Annotated in this window: 17 protein-coding genes and 1 riboswitch; of the genes, 14 read left to right on the forward strand and 3 right to left on the reverse strand. The window is 48.4% G+C overall.

Annotated features, from left to right (window positions below):
* Positions 1 to 283 precede the first annotated feature (283 nt).
* Positions 284 to 1,114, forward strand: coding sequence for a protein-glutamine gamma-glutamyltransferase (locus ACM6JA_RS27780; RefSeq protein ID WP_414854996.1), 831 nt, complete (start codon positions 284 to 286; stop codon positions 1,112 to 1,114).
* 48 nt (positions 1,115 to 1,162) lie between these two features.
* On the opposite strand, the gene solA is transcribed toward ACM6JA_RS27780, so the two are convergent.
* Complete coding sequence (gene solA / locus ACM6JA_RS27785) at positions 1,163 to 2,305, reverse strand: N-methyl-L-tryptophan oxidase (protein WP_414854997.1); 1,143 nt, start codon at positions 2,303 to 2,305, stop codon at positions 1,163 to 1,165.
* Between the two features lie 177 nt (positions 2,306 to 2,482).
* Here solA and ACM6JA_RS27790 point away from each other — a divergent pair, with 177 nt between their 5' ends.
* The 9 genes from ACM6JA_RS27790 (at position 2,483) to motB (ending at position 11,449) form a co-directional block, all read left to right on the forward strand.
* Positions 2,483 to 4,210: a methyl-accepting chemotaxis protein gene (locus tag ACM6JA_RS27790; protein ID WP_414854998.1), complete on the forward strand. Its 1,728-nt coding sequence runs from the start codon at positions 2,483 to 2,485 to the stop codon at positions 4,208 to 4,210.
* A 198-nt stretch (positions 4,211 to 4,408) separates the two neighbouring features.
* On the forward strand, positions 4,409 to 6,427 hold the full coding sequence (locus ACM6JA_RS27795) for a hypothetical protein (RefSeq protein ID WP_414854999.1): 2,019 nt from the start codon (positions 4,409 to 4,411) through the stop codon (positions 6,425 to 6,427).
* A 94-nt stretch (positions 6,428 to 6,521) separates the two neighbouring features.
* A complete protein-coding gene (locus ACM6JA_RS27800) occupies positions 6,522 to 7,301 on the forward strand; it encodes an ankyrin repeat domain-containing protein (protein ID WP_414855000.1) in 780 nt (259 codons plus the stop codon).
* A gap of 103 nt (positions 7,302 to 7,404) precedes the next feature.
* A complete protein-coding gene (locus tag ACM6JA_RS27805; protein ID WP_414855001.1) occupies positions 7,405 to 8,007 on the forward strand; it encodes a flavin reductase family protein in 603 nt (200 codons plus the stop codon).
* A 113-nt stretch (positions 8,008 to 8,120) separates the two neighbouring features.
* Positions 8,121 to 8,363: a helix-turn-helix domain-containing protein gene (locus ACM6JA_RS27810; protein ID WP_007722000.1), complete on the forward strand. Its 243-nt coding sequence runs from the start codon at positions 8,121 to 8,123 to the stop codon at positions 8,361 to 8,363.
* A 4-nt stretch (positions 8,364 to 8,367) separates the two neighbouring features.
* The gene (def, locus tag ACM6JA_RS27815) at positions 8,368 to 8,883 is read left to right on the forward strand and encodes a peptide deformylase (RefSeq protein WP_414855002.1); all 516 of its coding nucleotides are present in this window, start codon (positions 8,368 to 8,370) and stop codon (positions 8,881 to 8,883) included.
* Positions 8,884 to 9,006: 123 nt separating this feature from the next.
* Positions 9,007 to 9,738, forward strand: a complete 732-nt coding sequence (locus ACM6JA_RS27820) for a ZIP family metal transporter (protein ID WP_007722004.1) — start codon at positions 9,007 to 9,009, stop codon at positions 9,736 to 9,738.
* A 93-nt stretch (positions 9,739 to 9,831) separates the two neighbouring features.
* On the forward strand, positions 9,832 to 10,647 hold the full coding sequence (gene motA / locus ACM6JA_RS27825; protein WP_007722005.1) for a flagellar motor stator protein MotA: 816 nt from the start codon (positions 9,832 to 9,834) through the stop codon (positions 10,645 to 10,647).
* Positions 10,640 to 11,449, forward strand: a complete 810-nt coding sequence (gene motB / locus ACM6JA_RS27830; protein ID WP_414855003.1) for a flagellar motor protein MotB — start codon at positions 10,640 to 10,642, stop codon at positions 11,447 to 11,449. Before motA ends, motB begins: the two co-directional genes overlap by 8 nt.
* Positions 11,450 to 12,025: 576 nt before the next feature.
* On the opposite strand, the gene ACM6JA_RS27835 is transcribed toward motB, so the two are convergent.
* Complete coding sequence (locus ACM6JA_RS27835; protein ID WP_173618153.1) at positions 12,026 to 12,406, reverse strand: winged helix-turn-helix transcriptional regulator; 381 nt, start codon at positions 12,404 to 12,406, stop codon at positions 12,026 to 12,028.
* A gap of 202 nt (positions 12,407 to 12,608) precedes the next feature.
* Between ACM6JA_RS27835 and ACM6JA_RS27840 the strand changes: the two genes are divergently transcribed.
* Positions 12,609 to 13,427, forward strand: coding sequence for an alpha/beta hydrolase family protein (locus ACM6JA_RS27840; protein WP_414855004.1), 819 nt, complete (start codon positions 12,609 to 12,611; stop codon positions 13,425 to 13,427).
* Between the two features lie 26 nt (positions 13,428 to 13,453).
* Here the strand turns inward: ACM6JA_RS27840 and ACM6JA_RS27845 are convergent, their stop codons facing one another.
* Positions 13,454 to 13,924: a low molecular weight protein-tyrosine-phosphatase gene (locus tag ACM6JA_RS27845; RefSeq protein ID WP_414855005.1), complete on the reverse strand. Its 471-nt coding sequence runs from the start codon at positions 13,922 to 13,924 to the stop codon at positions 13,454 to 13,456.
* A 147-nt stretch (positions 13,925 to 14,071) separates the two neighbouring features.
* Positions 14,072 to 14,175: riboswitch (guanidine-I (ykkC/yxkD leader) on the forward strand.
* A gap of 143 nt (positions 14,176 to 14,318) precedes the next feature.
* Here ACM6JA_RS27845 and ACM6JA_RS27850 point away from each other — a divergent pair.
* From ACM6JA_RS27850 to ACM6JA_RS27860, 3 genes are all read left to right on the forward strand, one after another.
* Positions 14,319 to 14,672: a DMT family transporter gene (locus ACM6JA_RS27850; RefSeq protein WP_007724759.1), complete on the forward strand. Its 354-nt coding sequence runs from the start codon at positions 14,319 to 14,321 to the stop codon at positions 14,670 to 14,672.
* Complete coding sequence (locus tag ACM6JA_RS27855) at positions 14,669 to 14,983, forward strand: DMT family transporter (RefSeq protein ID WP_414855006.1); 315 nt, start codon at positions 14,669 to 14,671, stop codon at positions 14,981 to 14,983. The genes ACM6JA_RS27850 and ACM6JA_RS27855 overlap by 4 nt, the downstream gene beginning before the upstream one ends.
* Before the next feature lie 140 nt (positions 14,984 to 15,123).
* Positions 15,124 to 16,101 (forward strand): cation diffusion facilitator family transporter, encoded by a 978-nt coding sequence (locus tag ACM6JA_RS27860; protein WP_414855007.1) that lies wholly within the window; start codon positions 15,124 to 15,126, stop codon positions 16,099 to 16,101.
* Positions 16,102 to 16,127: the final 26 nt, after the last annotated feature.

Genomic DNA, 16,127 nt, shown 5'->3' on the forward strand with positions numbered 1-16,127 from the left:
AGACCTTGACAACGCCTACCCAGTCGGAACTACAAAAAGGAGACCACGCTTGTCGAACACTTCTCCCCTGAGAATCTTCCGCCCGTAGGGTGGCTTTGGCTCGACGGTCCCCTTTTTGTAGTGGAGACGACCAGTGATTCCCCCCTGCTGGTGTGTCAGAGTCGAAGAGAACTGTGCTTTTTCTTCTCCACCACTATGTTGACTCATGGTTTTTTAGTCGATCACGTGGACATGGGCATTCGCATACAAATAAGAAGGACGGTGTGTGAAGGGGAGGTTGTATATGATCGTCATAGCGGGGAGACCAGCTAATCCCGCCTCGTTGGCAGCGGAATGGGGATTAAATCCGGTACAGCGTGAAACGGTAGCGATTATGGCACGTAGTGATGAAACATTTGAATATCCAACTCCTGAGCTCCTGCAATTTGAACTGAAAATGCGCGATCATCTGGTGAGGTCTGCCTTGGCACTGAACGAAAGCGGCCTGGCCTTTTCTACTTTTGAAGAATCTCGTGCCAATCCAGCATACTGGATTCGAACAGACCAGGGCGGATTCCGCTTGCGACCGGGAGTGCTGCCATCCAGCGGGATTATCAATATTTTTCGTGAGGGCCAAAAATACGCCACGGAGTGCGCTACGGCGATGGTCATTATTATTTATCATGCAGTCCTACAGTCCATTCGTTTACCCGATTTTGAGAGAATGTTTGCGGACATCTTGCTATATGACTGGCGGTACGATCAGGATCTGGACTTGCAAACAATAAGGACAAATACCTTCTTGCCTGGTGATGTGATTTATTTTGCCAATCCTGATTACGATCGCGCGACACCGCAGTGGCAAGGGGAAAATGCAGTAGTTCTCGGCAATGGCTTGTATTACGGGCATGGTGCGGGGATCAAACGAGCGAATGAGATGGTAGCTTTTTTGAATGAACAACGAAGAGAGGGAGCAATGAGGTCTGCCTATCGGGTCAATCAGGCGACTCGGCCTGGTTTCGCCTACCTGTTTCCCTACGACAATGGTCATTCTGTCATGCGAGTTTCCGGCCATCCCATACAAGCGAGCAGTCGAATTACAGCACAGATCGGTTCTTTGTCTTGGGAGTGGTAAAACGAACAAAAGCCTCCTACCATAAATACGGCGAGAGGCTTTTTTCAATCATGATGGACAGGAGAATCGCTTCCAAGAAAACATAGACAGGTCAAGGGGGGATGCTCCCTCTACCAGCAGTTGGCTGGTCGCTTCCCCGATCGCACTGGCGAATTTAAAACCGTGCCCGGAAAAGCCTGCTGCAAATACAAGCTGTGGATGTTCAGGATGACGGTCAATGACGAAATGCTCATCCGGTGTCATGGTGTAGATGCATACCTTGCCTTGGCGCAATGGTCCGGCTGCCCCAGGCATATACGCTTCCAAAAAAGAACGAACATCGCCTTCGTCTGACAAATAGGTGCCAAAAGTACGTTCCAGTTTGTCGGGATCGATGGCTAATCCTCCGTCATGGCGTCCGATTTTTACACCAGTGCCATCAAAGCTGGGAAATCCGTAGAACATGGAGTCATGAAGGCGAAAGATGAAAGCGGGAAAGCCATCCGCACTGTACTGGCTCTCATCTGCACCGAACCAGGCGACCGTTTTCCGTGTAGGGGTGAGCGGGATGGACAAGCCCAATGAGTCAAGGAGAGAGCCATTCCAAGCACCGGAGGATAGTAGGACTTTATCGCCGTGGTAGCTGGCAGATTCCGTATGCACGATGAACCCATTTCCTGCTGGCTCCAACTGCGTGACTGGCGTGTTCGTCAACAGCGTAGCTCCTGAGGCAAGGGCGAGCTCTCGATAGGCGCGAATACCGTTTTCAGAATAAAGCACACCTGAGGTAGGCTCCAGGCAACCGTAGTAATCAGCAGGAAGATTGATTCCTGGCCAGCGTTGCATGACCTCATCGGCACTGAGTACTTCCAACGGCAGGGAGTACTGCTCGGCGCTCTCCCGAATTTCATTCAGGAAAGTACAATTCAAGGGTCCAGTGTTCAAAACACCTGTTTTGGCGAAGATCGGCATGCCGGATGCTTGTTCCAATTCTGACCACAACTTTTGCGCTCGCAACGCAAGCGGGACGTACTGTTTTCCTTCTCCATACGCATGGCGAATGATACGGGTATCCCCATGATGGCTGCCCATCGTGTGTGGGGGATCAAAGGCATCGATCATGAGTGTACGCACGCCCTGCTTCGCCAGATAGTAGCCTGCTGCCATTCCCATCGATCCTGCTCCAACAATAATGACGTCGTAGTTTTGCATCATCAGTCCTCCATTCCGCTTTATTTTCATCTATCTTACAGGAGTTTTCTGAATTGTGGATTTTAATTTTTTGTGTAAAGATCCATTTTTTTGTGTGGAATAAGGTTTATTCCATCAGTTGGGAGGGAAAAGGAGATTACGCTATCATCATATGTCAAGAAAAGTGGTGTTTACGAAATGAAATGGACGATCGGAAAAAAATTGGGTAGTGCGTTCGCGCTGATCCTGGTCATCATGCTGTTTATGGGGATCACGACCATTGTCAAGATGGACCAGATGAATCAGAAGATGGTGGAAATGAATACGAATTGGCGCCCAGGTCTGGAAGATATTTTGAAGATCAACATGACACTGGAAACCGTTTACGGGCTTACGCAAACCATGCTTACGACAGAGAACATGGATGACAAGAACAAGTACGCAAAGCAAGTCGATGACCAATTTGCCTATATGGACGGCTTATTGACCAGCTATGAAAAAACGATTTTCAGTGAAGAGGACCGTAACAATTTTGAAGGATTGAAGCAGGCGCTGAAAAAATATGAGGAATACAGTCCGCAATACGTGGCCATCGCCAAAAAGGTCGATATCAGAAGGCCAGCTACCGATGCAGACATGGCCGAGCTGGATCGCATCAAGAAAAAAGGCAGTGAATTGTTTTTAGAACGTAAGAAATATTTGGATGCCATGATGACGAATAACAGTGAGGGAGCGCAACGCGCTGGCACAGAAAGTACGGAACTGTATGAGTCAGTCAAGCGGGACCTGAATATTATCTTGGTTATCTCTATCATTGCGTGTGTGGCGCTAGCTGTCGTACTGACGTCAAGCATCCGTCGACCGATCGTGCGTTTGATGGAAGAGATGAAGAAAGTGGCTGATGGTGATTTACGTGTGGAGCCATTGGTTGTCAAAAGTCGTGACGAGATTTTGGATCTGGCGAATTCGTTCAATGAGATGACTAGCAGTTTAACTACGGTCATTCGTCAGGTAGGCGGAACTTCCGAGCAGGTAGCCGCATCGGCTGAGCAATTGACGGCCAGTGCAGATCAGACGAGCAGGGCCACTGAACAGATTGCTGTTACTGTTCAAGAAGTGGCAGCAGGCGTTGATCGCCAGGTAGCGAGTGTAGACAATGGAGCGAAATCCATTGATGATATGTCACGAGGAATTCGTCAAATCGCAAATAACGCACAGCAAACATCCAATATGGTGAGCGAAGTCGCCAACATGGCAGGAGAAGGGAACCAGTCGATTCAGGCAGCGGTTCAACAAATGAATACGATTCACACCTCCATGCGTGAGCTCGCAGCCGTGGTAGACGGTCTGGGCAATCATTCTCAAGCAATCGGAGAGATCATCGAGGTCATTACAGGCATTGCAGATCAGACCAATCTGCTCGCCCTCAATGCAGCGATTGAAGCAGCACGCGCAGGAGAGCACGGCCGTGGATTCGCGGTTGTTGCAGATGAAGTACGGAAGCTCGCAGAGCAATCGGCACAGTCCGCCCAAAAAATTGCGCAGTTGATCAGTACGATCCAGACAGATACAAAAGTCGCGGTCGAATCGATGGAAACAGGCACACGGGAAGTGCAGGAAGGAATTCGCGTCGTTCATCGTGCAGGCGAAACTTTCGGTCAAATTCAGAACTCGATTGGCACAGTAGCCGACCAGATTCACGACGTGTCTGCATCTGCCCAGGAAGTGTCTGCCCATTCCGAACAAGTCGTACAAGCGATGGAGCTGGTCAGTGAAGTTTCCGACTTAACTGCTGATGGCACACAAAACGTTTCCGCTGCTACACAGCAGCAGCTCGCTTCTATGGAGGAAATCGCTTCGTCAGCGACAGCTCTTTCCAATATGGCAGAAGAGCTACAGCACATGATTCGCCGATTTAAGGTGTAGGCATATACTGTACAAACGAACGCAAAAACGCCAAAGTGATTGGCGTTTTTGTTTTTTCTTCTGTCCACTGTCATTTTTTTAGAAAAAGTTAATCTTTACGAAATAGTTCATTAAGAACAGGTTTAGTAGGAGTTTATCTCTACCGACTACGATAGATTCAGAGGGTTGATCCCCCATCGTAGACAAGGAGATGATCGTATGAAGAAAACGAAAAAGCACCTCTCACTACTTATACTCGCGTCGATGCTTGGAACAGGGGTAGCGGTTCCTTTCAACGTTCTGAACATGGATACAGTCGCGAGAGCAGCCTCTCATGAGAAGCAGGACGAAAGCGAACCTGTTGAGGTAACGAGCATCAAGTCTCTGAATTCCATTACACTAGAGATCACCTTTGCAGAGCCGCTCAGCTCAGAAGAAGTGGCACTCAATAACGCACAGAAAAACTTCGAATTTGATAACGACCTAGCCATTCGAAATGTTCCACAGCTAAAAACTGGATTCAAATCTACCTACATCGTACCTACTACCCCGCAAGAGGAAGGAACGACGTATACCTTTAGCTACAAAGGCGAGGAAGTAGGCACTTTCACAGCCAACACAGAACAAATCAATATGAGAGAGGCACGTCAAGTAGACAATGATACGATTGAGCTAGAGTCGCGCCTGAGTGACCGCGTAACAGATTACGGGAATGTAATCGAAGCATACGCAGGCAATCGAGGCGGTCTAGACTTTGAACTGGATGAGGACAACCGTTACAAAGGAAAGGAGTACCAAATCATTTCTTCCTTGCGCGGTACACAAGTAACTCTGACACCAAGAAACGGTGAGCCGATCATCGCTACTTACGTTCCGTTCACCCAGAATACGGATGGTCGTCAAGAACCGAAATTCCGTCTGCCAGAGGGAGAGCAGCTTGAGTCGGGTGTCACTTACACAGTTTCCGCTGACTGGGCTGATTTCCGTGACGCTACCTTTACGGCGAAAGAAATTGATCCACTTACCATCCAGTCTGTAGAAGCTACAAAGGAAACAACACTCGATGTCACACTGCGACGCGATCCGCGCGAAGAGATTTTTCCACTCCGCCGCATCACGTTGACAGCTCCAGATGGAACAGAGCTGGTTGCCCAATACAAATTTACGACGCGCAAAGGAGCAACGGGAACGTTTGAAATCATGAACGGCGAAGAGCTGGCTTCAAATGTAACCTATCAGGTGAGACCAGTAGGAGAATGGGCTACGGTGCGTAACGTGTCTGTTACAACGGATGCCCAACCAGATGAAAATGTAGAAGTACGTAGCATGAAGTCGCTCAATCCGATCACATTGGAAGTTACCTTCTCTGCTCCACTCGTAACAGAAGATCTGGCGCTTGCGCAAGCGCAGGAAAATTTCCAATTTGATAACGGTTTGACGATTCGCAATATCCCGCAGTTAAAAACAGGGACAACCGCTACCTACTTGGTTCCAACGACTCCTCAGGCTTCCGACATGACTTACACGTTGACATACAAAGACGATGAGGCAGGCACTTTTGAAACAAACAGCGATAGGCTGGACATGGTCGAAGCCCGTCAGGTAGCGTACGATACGATTGAGATCGAATCAAGCCTGCGCGCTGGCGTAACGGACTATGAAAATGTGATTGCGTCTAATGTCGGGAAACGAAATGGTCTGGATTTTGTATTGGATGAAAACAATCGCTACCGTGGAAAGAGCTATGAGATCATTTCATCTCTGAGAATGGCACAAGTGTACATCACACCAGAGGGTGGCGAGCCAATCGTAGCGACGTACGTTCCATTTACACAAGCCACAGATGGTCGACAGGAGCCAAAATTCCGTTTGCCAGCAGGGGAGACACTGATTCCAGGCGTAGAATACACCGTTACATCTGATTGGGCCGATATTAAAGATGCCAAGTTCACTGCAAAAGCGATCAACCCGCTTACGATTCGCTCTGTAAAAGAAGTAAACGAAACTACGCTGGAGGTAAGACTCAGCACAGACCCGCGTGATGAACTGTTTGCTTTCCGCCAAATCACACTTACAGCACCAGATGGGACAGAGCTTGTTGCCCAATACAAGGTAACAACACGCAAAGGTGCTACGGGAATCTTTGAGATCATGAACGGCGGCAAATTAGAACCAGACACCCTGTATTCCGTTACTCCTGTAGGGCAATGGGCAGGACTTACCTTCACGACAAAATAATCACGAACGAAACCCCTTAACAGGTACTCTAAGCTCGGTACGCAACCGGGCTTAGGGCTATATCTCAATGACATACGAAGGAGGAAGGTGCCAAATGTACAAACTCATTCTCACTGCAATCCCATTCGGAATGCTGTTGACTGGCTGCATGGATGAACCGTCCACAACAGCTCCGGCTGTAACGACCGCCCAGCAGCAACAACCAGTAACACCACAGCCACCGCAGCAACAGTCCCAACCAGGGAAAAAACCAACTCTATCTCAAGAAGAAGTAAAAGAACTGAACAAAAAACTGCTCTCCGCAGCAGCTGAGGGCAAAACCGATGAAGTCAAGGCGAGCCTGGCAGCAGGGGCTGAGATAAACGCACAGGATGATCGTGGTAGAACAGCGGCGATGGCGGCTACACATGGCAACCATGTAGAAACCGTTAAGGTCCTCATTGAAGCAGGCGCTGACATCAATATTCAGGACGACCGGCAAGATAATCCGTTCTTGTATGCGGGAGCAGAGGGATACTTAGAAATCTTGAAGCTGGTTATCGATGCAGGCCCAGATACGAAGATTTACAACCGTTTCGGAGGAACACCTTTGATTCCAGCGGGAGAACATGGGTATGTGGAAGTAGCAAAGGAGCTTCTTACCCGGACCGATGTAGACGTCAACCATGTGAACAATCCAGGCTGGACAGCACTGATGGAAGCAATCGTATTGAACGATGGAGGAAAAAAACAACAAGAGATGGTCCAATTGTTAATCGACCACGGCGCTGATGTGAACATCCCGGATAGCGAAGGAAAAACACCTCTGTATCGTGCAAAAGAACGAGGTTATCACGAGATAGTACAAATCCTGCAAAAAGCAGGAGCACGCTAATTTGCGGAGGTAAGCATACATTCATACTTCGAGCGCGATGGAAATAATCCTCGACTAGAATGAGTCATAGCAAGAGTAATTCTAGTCAAAGGAGGCTATGTTCATGACTAGCCATACGACCATCCAGCCGAAGATTTTGTATTACGGAACTCCCGTCGTCCTGTTGACGACTGAAAATGAAGATGGAACAACGAATATCAGTCCCATTTCATCGTCATGGGCGTTAGGAAATTATGTCATTCTGGGACTCGGGTTTGGCTCGCATGGATTGGATAATTTGCGTCAGCGGCCGGAGTGTGTCATCAATTTGCCGGATGCTTCCATGTGGCAGCAAGTAGAAGCATTGGCTCCGCTAACAGGCCGCAATCCCGTACCCGCCTATAAAAAGGAGCTGGGCTTCCGTTATGAAGCGGATAAGTTTCAGGCAGCCAAGCTGACTCCTGTTGAGTCTGATAGCGTTCGTCCAAAGCGAGTGGGAGAATGCCCGCTTCAACTCGAAGCAGTCGTCCGCACAATCCGTTTTCCGGAATATGCCGACATGTTTGCGATTGTGGAGACAGAGGTGCGTCACGTCCATGCAGACAAACAGATTGTCCAAAGTGCTCATCACGTGAATCCTCAAGCATGGAATCCGCTGATTTACAACTTCCGCCATTATTTTGGTCTGAGTGATCAGTTGGGAAAAACATATCGATCGGAAACGTAGAACGTCAAAAACGCCAAGTATTTGGCGTTTTTTTATTTCTGTATGAAAAATATGGTATATTAGGTGTTGCCTAATAAAATTAGTTAATGCCGAAAATTTTGAGGGGTGAAAAGATGCTTGTCTGGATGTTGCGAAAAGTAATGGCAGAAAGAGGAGTTTGGACGGGAGCCGCTTTAGCAAGGCTGTTGAAAGAGAAAGCAAATTACAGTCTGTCTCCAGCCTCCATCAGTGCTTTACTAACCAGTCAACCCAAACAAATGAAAGCCGAGACACTTGATGCACTCTGTACAGCTCTGGAGTGTACACCAAATGACTTGTGGGCATATACACCGCCTAATAGAGTGAAGGGAGCATAAAAAGATGGCAGTGAAACAGATTTTGCCTTTTGGAGACCCGATCTTGCGCAAAGTAGCCAAGCCAGTGGATGAGCTGAATGCAAAAACGTTCAAGCTACTGGATGAGATGGCTGAAACCTTATATGCCACGGACGGCCGTGCTGGCCTTGCCGCACCTCAAGTAGGCATTCTTCGCAGAGTGATTGTCATGGATTGTGGAGATGGATTAATTGAGCTCATTAATCCGGAAATCATAGAAAAGAGTGGCGAACAAATCGGAATGGAAGCTTGCTTATCTTTTCCGGGTTACTATGGCAATGTAAAGAGAGCCGAGCATGTAAAGGTAAAGACGTTGAACAGACAAGGTGAGGAAATGATCCTTACGGCAGACGGATTCCTTGCTGTTTGTATGCAGCATGAAATCGACCATTTAGACGGAATTTTATTTGTGGATCATGTTCAGGAAAAGTGGCTGTATCATGAAAAAACAAGACAAAAAATCGATTTGCTGGATGTGATCCGTTTAACAAAAAAGGCCTAACAAAAAGGCGTACCGTACCCATTCGGGAAATATGATAGTAGAAGGCCGTTTGTTCCGGATATCTTTACTGTGAACCAAAATGGTATCATCTGAAGAGCGGCATTATTACATGGAGGAACACACATGGAACAACTACTGATAGGTAGCTTTCTTTCTGCCATGGCTACTGGAGTGGGCGCCTTGCCTATCCTTTTTTTCAAGTCGGTATCACATCGATGGCGGGATATATTGCTGGCGTTTACGGCTGGAATTATGGTGGCTGCCTCGACATTCAGTCTGATCCCACAGGCACTTCATAGCGCACCATTTATTATCGTTTGTTTGGGAGTGCTTACCGGAACATTGATGCTTACGGTGTTGGAAAGCATCGTCCCGCATATCGATCTGGAGCATACGAGAATCAACATTTCGATGGATTCGCAATCGCTGCTGATTTTGTCAGCGATTACCTTGCACAATATTCCAGAGGGCTTGTCTGTTGGCGTGAGCTATTCGAGTGAACAGTCCGGCTTGGGTGGCCTGATTTCTTTTGCAATCGGTCTGCAAAATGCACCAGAAGGCTTCCTGGTCGCTCTCTTCCTGATTAATCAAAGGGTCAGTCGTCTCAAGGCGTTTATTTTGGCTACGATGACCGGAGCAGTCGAAATCGTCTCTGGGATCTGTGGCTATTATCTGACCTCTGTGGTTCAAGGGCTGGTGCCATATGGGCTTTCCTTTGCCGCAGGCGCGATGTTGTTTATCGTTTACAAGGAGCTCATCCCCGAAAGCCATGGAGATGGTCATGCCCGATCCGCGACTTTTTCGTTCATCCTAGGACTTTTGGTCATGATTGGACTAGTTCAGTCGTTCGGATGAGCGGTTTTTTTTAAAAAGCCTCACAAGTGAGAGCAAAAATTCCGAAACCATATATATAGATAGATTTCGATTATGGAAGTAGGGAGTGTCACGATGGAAAAGTCTACCTTGATAGGTATAGTTTTAGGTATTGTTGCAGTAGTGGTCGGGATGATCTTGAAGCATGCGAGTCCGATGGCATTACTGAATCCAGCAGCATTTATGATCATCATCGTAGGTACTGTTGCTGCTATCTGTAACGCATTTCCTATGTCGGAAATCAAACGTATTCCTGCTCTTTTCAAGATAATTTTTAAAGAAGAAAAGCTCCCTGAAAAAAAAGAATTGATTGGTCAGTTTATGAACTGGGCTTCCATCGCTCGTCGCGAAGGATTGCTTGCACTGGAAAACACTTCTGATGAGATTGAAGATCCATTTCTGCGTAACGGCATGAAGATGATCATTGATGGTGGGGAACCGGATTTTGTTCGCGATGTTCTGAATGAAGAGATTCACGCCATTGAAGAGCGCCATCAGGCAGGGGCACTCGTCTTTAGCCAAGCGGGAAGCTACGCTCCGACTCTCGGGGTATTGGGTGCGGTTGTCGGTCTGATTGCCGCCTTGGGTAACTTGAGTGACATCGATGCATTGGGTATATCGATTGCGGCGGCGTTCGTAGCTACCTTGCTCGGTATTTTCACGGGTTACGTATTATGGCACCCGTTCGCGACCAAGCTCAAACGGAAATCAAAGGCAGAAATCGAAATCAAAAAAATCATGGTCGAAGGATTGCTTTCCATTCAAGCGGGTGTATCCCCGACTGCGATTGAACAAAAGCTGCTGGTATACATCCCATACCAAGAGCGTGCAGAAATGAAAGAAGAAATGAAGGAAGAGAAGAGGGAGGAAGGAGCTGCGGTAAATGGCTAAGCGACCAAAGAGACATGCTCATCATGAAGAGCATATGGACGAGTCTTGGCTAATTCCATACGCGGATTTGCTCACCCTTCTGCTTGCTTTGTTTATCGTGTTGTTCGCCTCTAGCGAGATGGATGCGAAGAAGTTCGACCAAATGGTTCGGTCCTTCAGCGTTGCTATGAACGGCGGTGTGGGTGTCATGAACTATCCGAGTCCGGTGCCGCTAGACCCAGAACTTCAGCAACAAACCTTGCACAAAGGCGCACAGGAAGCAGAAAAACAGAAGACAGAAGAAGAAAAGCGTCTGGAAGAAGCGGTGCGCAAAGAGACAGAGGACTTGAAAAAGCTGCAGACAAAGCTGGACGGATATATTCAGCAAAACAAGCTGCAGGACAAGCTCCAGACCAAGCTGACCGAAGAAGGACTGCTGATCACCATTTTGGACAATGCGCTGTTTGACTCCGGTAAAGCTGATCTGAAACCGGAAGCGAGAAAGCTTGCGTCTGAAATGGCAGCGATGCTGGTGCCTCACCCGAAAAAAGTAACTGTAACTGGCCATACGGACAATGTGCCGATTCGCCGTGCAGAGTTCCCGTCCAACTGGGATCTCAGTGCCAAACGTTCGGTTAACTTCTTGAAGGTACTTCTGGAAAATAAGAACCTAGACCCGACGAAATTCAGCGCGACGGGCTTGGGAGAATACCATCCGGTAGCGCCGAATACAACGGCAGAAGGCAGAGCGAAAAACAGACGGGTAGAAGTAGCAATCCTGCGTGATCTGGCTTCTCCTCCGAAAAATAGTGTGAATCCGTAATAACAAAAAGGATAGCTTCCTCGGGAGGCTATCCTTTTGTGTTTTTGTTTATAGTAGCTGTGGTGGAGGGGAAGAAGCCCATTTCCAGTCTACGCTTCGGCCTACGCCCCGCACGGGGTTAGACTGTCCGCTCCGAAATGAATGTCGGGAGCGCTTCAAAAGTAGAGTTTCGAGGATGTATTCGCAGAGGTTGAAGCTGAAAACCCCCGCCATTCATTTCTCCGCTAGGTCGGGCTCCAGAGGCGCTAGGACTGGAAATGTGCTTCTTCCCACGCGGCTTCTTCCTACATCTTTGAAAGCAGCATTCATGTGGTCTATTTCTTCTGAAAAAAAGAAGGTGGAATCTCAACAGGTCGCAGAGGAAACAGGAGAAAAAAGCGAAGATATTTGGACACACCTACCGAGGCGCAGTGAAAAAAAGAGAAACTGCCTTTAGCGTCCACCTCTGAGACACATCCTGAACAGTCGACTTTGGACGCGGTTTCTCTTTTTTTCACGGAGCCGGGCACCCCATGCTCCCGCGCAGGTGTTCCAAGAATCTGAGCGTTTTCTCCTGTTTCCTCCCCACCACAACAGCTATACAGACGACTCCCCCAATTCCAGCTTCAACTGCCCCATCCGCATTTCGCCCCACTCATACATCATTTCCACAATAGGCAACAAAGTCATCCCCAGCTCCGTCATGGAATACTCCACGCGCGGGGGAACCTCCGGGTATACTTCCCGGTGAACAATCCCGTCTTCGATTAGTTCTTTTAACTGATTCGTCAGCATTTTATGTGTGATTTTTGGAAACAGCCGTTGCAGCTCGCTAAAGCGATGCGGGCCTTCTACTCCTAAATGCCACAGGATCACGACTTTCCATTTTCCGCTGAACATAGACAAGGTCAGCTCCTTGGAACAGTTGAAATCACCGTTTTTTATTTTTTCCAAGGTTTCTTTCCGCAAGTCGGACATAGTTTTCTCCTCACAATCCTATCTTCGGTGCAACAGCTTCAGCGATGCAAGCATTCTTATGTTGCGCCTCGTTCCCTCCATCATAAACGGTGCGGGATGATTTTTCATTGAGTTTTCTGGTTCATCTTGACAGCGTTCATGAAAATGAAGATAATAAGCATAATAACTAAGTAAACAACTCGGAATACTAAAAATAAAAGAGGTGAGTTCTTTGGAACGGATTTTGCAAATACCTAGCGACACGATTTCGTTGACAGCTACCCTGCATGAACCTACATGCACAACAGGTAAGACCAGAGTGAAATACCCATTGGTTGTCATTTGCCACGGCTTTATCGGCAGTCGAGTTGGAGTGAATCGCTTGTTTGTAAAAGCTGCCAGAGAATTGGCTTCACACGGTTTTGGCGTATTGCGCTTCGATTACGGAGGCTGCGGGGAAAGTGACGGCGATTATGGTGCAGGTGGTTTGGATGTCCTGCTTGCGCAAACACGTGATGTCCTCGACCATGTTTTCACGCTTGAACAGGTAGATCAGGAGCGTGTGTGCCTGTTAGGGCATAGTTTGGGTGGTGCGGTCAGTGTCCTGACAGCGAGCCAGGATAAACGAATACACTCACTCATCCTATGGGCACCGGTAGCACGACCCTTCGATGATATCGTTCGGATCGTGGGGGAGAAGGAATACAAGGAAGCACTTTCATACGGAGAAACGGATCATTTGGGCTACGGTTTGGAGAAGCGCTTTTTCCAGTCGCTAGGTGCCTCTCTTCCGCTGCGTCAAGCCAAGCAGTTTGAGGGAGATGTGTTAATCCTGCATGGCAACCGGGATGACATCATTGCGGTGGATGCCATGTTCCATTATGAGCGAGAGCTGCATCTGCGGAGATGGGGGAGCTGCGAAACAGAAGTAGTTGTAGGGGGAGACCATACCTTTTCCTCGGCGGACAGCTACAAACGCTTGATTGCGAGTACGAAGAGCTGGTTGAATCGCCTGCTTGAGAAGGAGACGGTTGCCGTATAAGAAAAAGGGATGGCCCCAATGACGGGCTATCCCTTTTTGGCGATATTCGTTTTGATTTCGTTCAGCAGTCCGCGGGAACCCGCATTCACCAGGTCATACACATAGGTGAATCGCCCCGTATAATAAGGGTCCTCTACATTTTGTTCCTGGGCAGAATCGGCAAAGTCGAGCAGGCGGTACACCTTTTTCCCTGACGGCGCCATTTGCTTGAGTGCGGACAAATTTTCCTCATCCATGCAGACGATGTAGTCGTACTCCGAGAAGTCCTGTGTGACAATTTGGCGAGCACGCAGTGTGTCATGCGCGATTCCATTCTCGTTCAATACCTTTTGTGTACCTTTGTGTGGAGGTTCACCTGCGTGCCAACCACCGATCCCTGCTGAATCGATGGAGATTTCCCCTGCCAATGCCTCCGCCTCTACGAGATGGCGAAATACGGCTTCGGCCATGGGCGAGCGACAAATATTGCCCAGACAAACGAACAACACTTTCGTCATACGTACGTTCCTCTCTTCCTTTGTATCATGCTTCTCTTTGTAGAATACCATAAGGTGGTCCTTTGCCGAACTGTCGCACGTTCATTGCCAAACGCGGCGTTTTTTGATATGATAAGGACAGTTACCCCAAGAAAAGAACTGCATATGTACTGAGTTTTCTAGGGTTCCGCGGTCAGTCATCTGGCCGGTCAGGACCGAGAGAAAACCCACGACCACGGTCGTGTACACGGAGGGATAAAAGCCCGGGAGGAATATCTGTGATGGTATTCACCCGAGGCTTTTTTTGCATTCGGAAAAAGCCTGAGCCATCTTGGATGAGTATGTATTTTGGGGAACGATAAAAACGGATATGTCCGTTGCTATGAGCGTAAAAGAAAGAGGAGGGAGCCAGAACATGGGGAAGTATTGGTTGATGGTTGTCGTAGCAGCAGTATTTGAAGTCATGTGGGTAGCGGGCTTGAAGCACGCCGACAGCTTTTGGTCATGGGCGTTGACCATCTTAGCGATTATTATCAGCTTTGGTGTTTTGATCTATTCAGGGAAAAAGCTGCCGACGAGTACGGTTTATGCGATCTTCGTCGGTTTGGGTACGGCCGGTACCGTTATTAGCGAAATGGTCCTGTTTGGAGAACCGTTCAGCTGGGCGAAAGTGGGCTTGATCGCGCTTCTTCTGGGGGGAATCCTTGGGTTGAAGCTGGTCACACCGGATCATGAAGAGAAGCCGAAGAGGGAGGGTGAAGTGGCATGACATGGTTATCCTTAATTTTTGCAGGGTTGTTTGAGGTCGTAGGCGTAATGGGGATTACACAGGTCAACCAAAAGCCTTCGTTCCGATCCTTTGCGGTTCTGATCGGTGGTTTTTCCCTCAGTTTCTTCCTCCTGTCCTTCGCCATGAGAGAAATCCCAATGGGAACGGCCTATGCGGTTTGGACAGGGATTGGTACGGTAGGTAGCGCTCTTGTCGGGATGATGTTTTATGGAGAAGCAAAAGACAAGATGCGGATCTTGTGCATCGCAGTGGTGATTATTGCAGTAGCAGGATTGAAATTAGTAGCATAAAGTAGCGGGGAAAGGCAGATATTCCACTTCGGATGTCTGCCTTTTCTTTGTGTATATGTTCCATTTCTCATAAGGAACACTCCTTGTGAATAGGGAATAGTAAAGAAAATCGTCTCGTTCAAGGAGGGAATGGCAGCACCATGAGCTCTTTCTGGGCAACGCTAAAAAAGGGAAATACGTCCTCGGCGACAGCGGCATTGGGGAACACTGGGCTTGCTATCGCAAAAGGCTTTGCGGCTGTCTATAGTGGGAGTGGAGCCATGTTTGCGTCGGCGATGCATTCGGTAGCCGATGCGGTCAACCAGTTCTTCGTTTTCTTTGGCAGCGTACTCGCAGAGAAAAAACCGACACCGAGGTTCCCTACAGGCTTTGGTCGTGTCATTAACATTTTCTGTATGGTCGCGGTGATCGTCGTAACCATCATGGCCTATGAAACCATTATCAAAGGCTTCCATCTTATTTCCGAACCCGTAGAATCCAGCCATTTTTGGTTGAATTTCATCATTTTGTCTCTAGCGGTCATCGTGGATGGGTATGTGCTGGTAAAAGTGATGTTCGAAATCGTTCATGAAGCTCGGGTGGAAGCGAAGGGCTTTGCTGTCATCCCTGCAGCTTTTCGGAATGTAGGACGTGCGGCTCCACCGACACGACTTGTCTTTTACGAAGATATCGTGGCAACGCTCGGTGCGTTATTGGCGCTGATTGCGGTTATCGTCACTACGTTTACTTCCTTTGCCTTGTTAGACGGGATTGCCACCATCCTGATCGGGATTCTCATGGTGGGTGTGGCATTCAAGGTAGGGTACGACAACATGGTCGGTCTAATTGGTATCGCAGCTCCCAAAGAAATTGAGGATCGGGTAGCCAAAGTCATTTTTGCAGACCCGGATGTGACGGACATTAACCGGATGCGGATTGTACAGGAAGGGCGTTTTTACCATGTGGAGTGCTATGTAGAGTTGCGGACAGGGCTGAGTCTTGCTGTGGCAGACGATATTAAATACCGCATTCGCGACAGCTTGCTCACCGACCCGGACATTAGCGATGTGACGATGGGAATTTTGGAGGACAACGGCGTGGACGACTGGAAGCTACCCACTGGCCAGGGGACCACGTAGACGAACGAGAGCGAAACTTATCTGCG

This window comes from Brevibacillus sp. IT-7CA2 (assembly GCF_949767855.1).
Classification (GTDB): domain Bacteria; phylum Bacillota; class Bacilli; order Brevibacillales; family Brevibacillaceae; genus Brevibacillus.

What these genes read in the sequence shown, in the direction of transcription:
- ACM6JA_RS27855 (WP_414855006.1), top strand. Translation starts at nt 14,669, where the DNA reads ATGACATGGTTATCCTTAATTTTTGCAGGGTTGTTTGAGGTCGTAGGC.
- ACM6JA_RS27850 (WP_007724759.1), top strand. Translation starts at nt 14,319, where the DNA reads ATGGGGAAGTATTGGTTGATGGTTGTCGTAGCAGCAGTATTTGAAGTC.
- ACM6JA_RS27780 (WP_414854996.1), top strand. Translation starts at nt 284, where the DNA reads ATGATCGTCATAGCGGGGAGACCAGCTAATCCCGCCTCGTTGGCAGCG.
- motA (WP_007722005.1), top strand. Translation starts at nt 9,832, where the DNA reads ATGGAAAAGTCTACCTTGATAGGTATAGTTTTAGGTATTGTTGCAGTA.
- ACM6JA_RS27800 (WP_414855000.1), top strand. Translation starts at nt 6,522, where the DNA reads ATGTACAAACTCATTCTCACTGCAATCCCATTCGGAATGCTGTTGACT.
- ACM6JA_RS27795 (WP_414854999.1), top strand. Translation starts at nt 4,409, where the DNA reads ATGAAGAAAACGAAAAAGCACCTCTCACTACTTATACTCGCGTCGATG.
- ACM6JA_RS27790 (WP_414854998.1), top strand. Translation starts at nt 2,483, where the DNA reads ATGAAATGGACGATCGGAAAAAAATTGGGTAGTGCGTTCGCGCTGATC.
- ACM6JA_RS27860 (WP_414855007.1), top strand. Translation starts at nt 15,124, where the DNA reads ATGAGCTCTTTCTGGGCAACGCTAAAAAAGGGAAATACGTCCTCGGCG.
- def (WP_414855002.1), top strand. Translation starts at nt 8,368, where the DNA reads ATGGCAGTGAAACAGATTTTGCCTTTTGGAGACCCGATCTTGCGCAAA.
- ACM6JA_RS27835 (WP_173618153.1), bottom strand. Translation starts at nt 12,406, where the DNA reads ATGTCCGACTTGCGGAAAGAAACCTTGGAAAAAATAAAAAACGGTGAT.
- ACM6JA_RS27845 (WP_414855005.1), bottom strand. Translation starts at nt 13,924, where the DNA reads ATGACGAAAGTGTTGTTCGTTTGTCTGGGCAATATTTGTCGCTCGCCC.
- ACM6JA_RS27805 (WP_414855001.1), top strand. Translation starts at nt 7,405, where the DNA reads ATGACTAGCCATACGACCATCCAGCCGAAGATTTTGTATTACGGAACT.
- ACM6JA_RS27820 (WP_007722004.1), top strand. Translation starts at nt 9,007, where the DNA reads ATGGAACAACTACTGATAGGTAGCTTTCTTTCTGCCATGGCTACTGGA.
- solA (WP_414854997.1), bottom strand. Translation starts at nt 2,305, where the DNA reads ATGCAAAACTACGACGTCATTATTGTTGGAGCAGGATCGATGGGAATG.
- motB (WP_414855003.1), top strand. Translation starts at nt 10,640, where the DNA reads ATGGCTAAGCGACCAAAGAGACATGCTCATCATGAAGAGCATATGGAC.
- ACM6JA_RS27810 (WP_007722000.1), top strand. Translation starts at nt 8,121, where the DNA reads ATGCTTGTCTGGATGTTGCGAAAAGTAATGGCAGAAAGAGGAGTTTGG.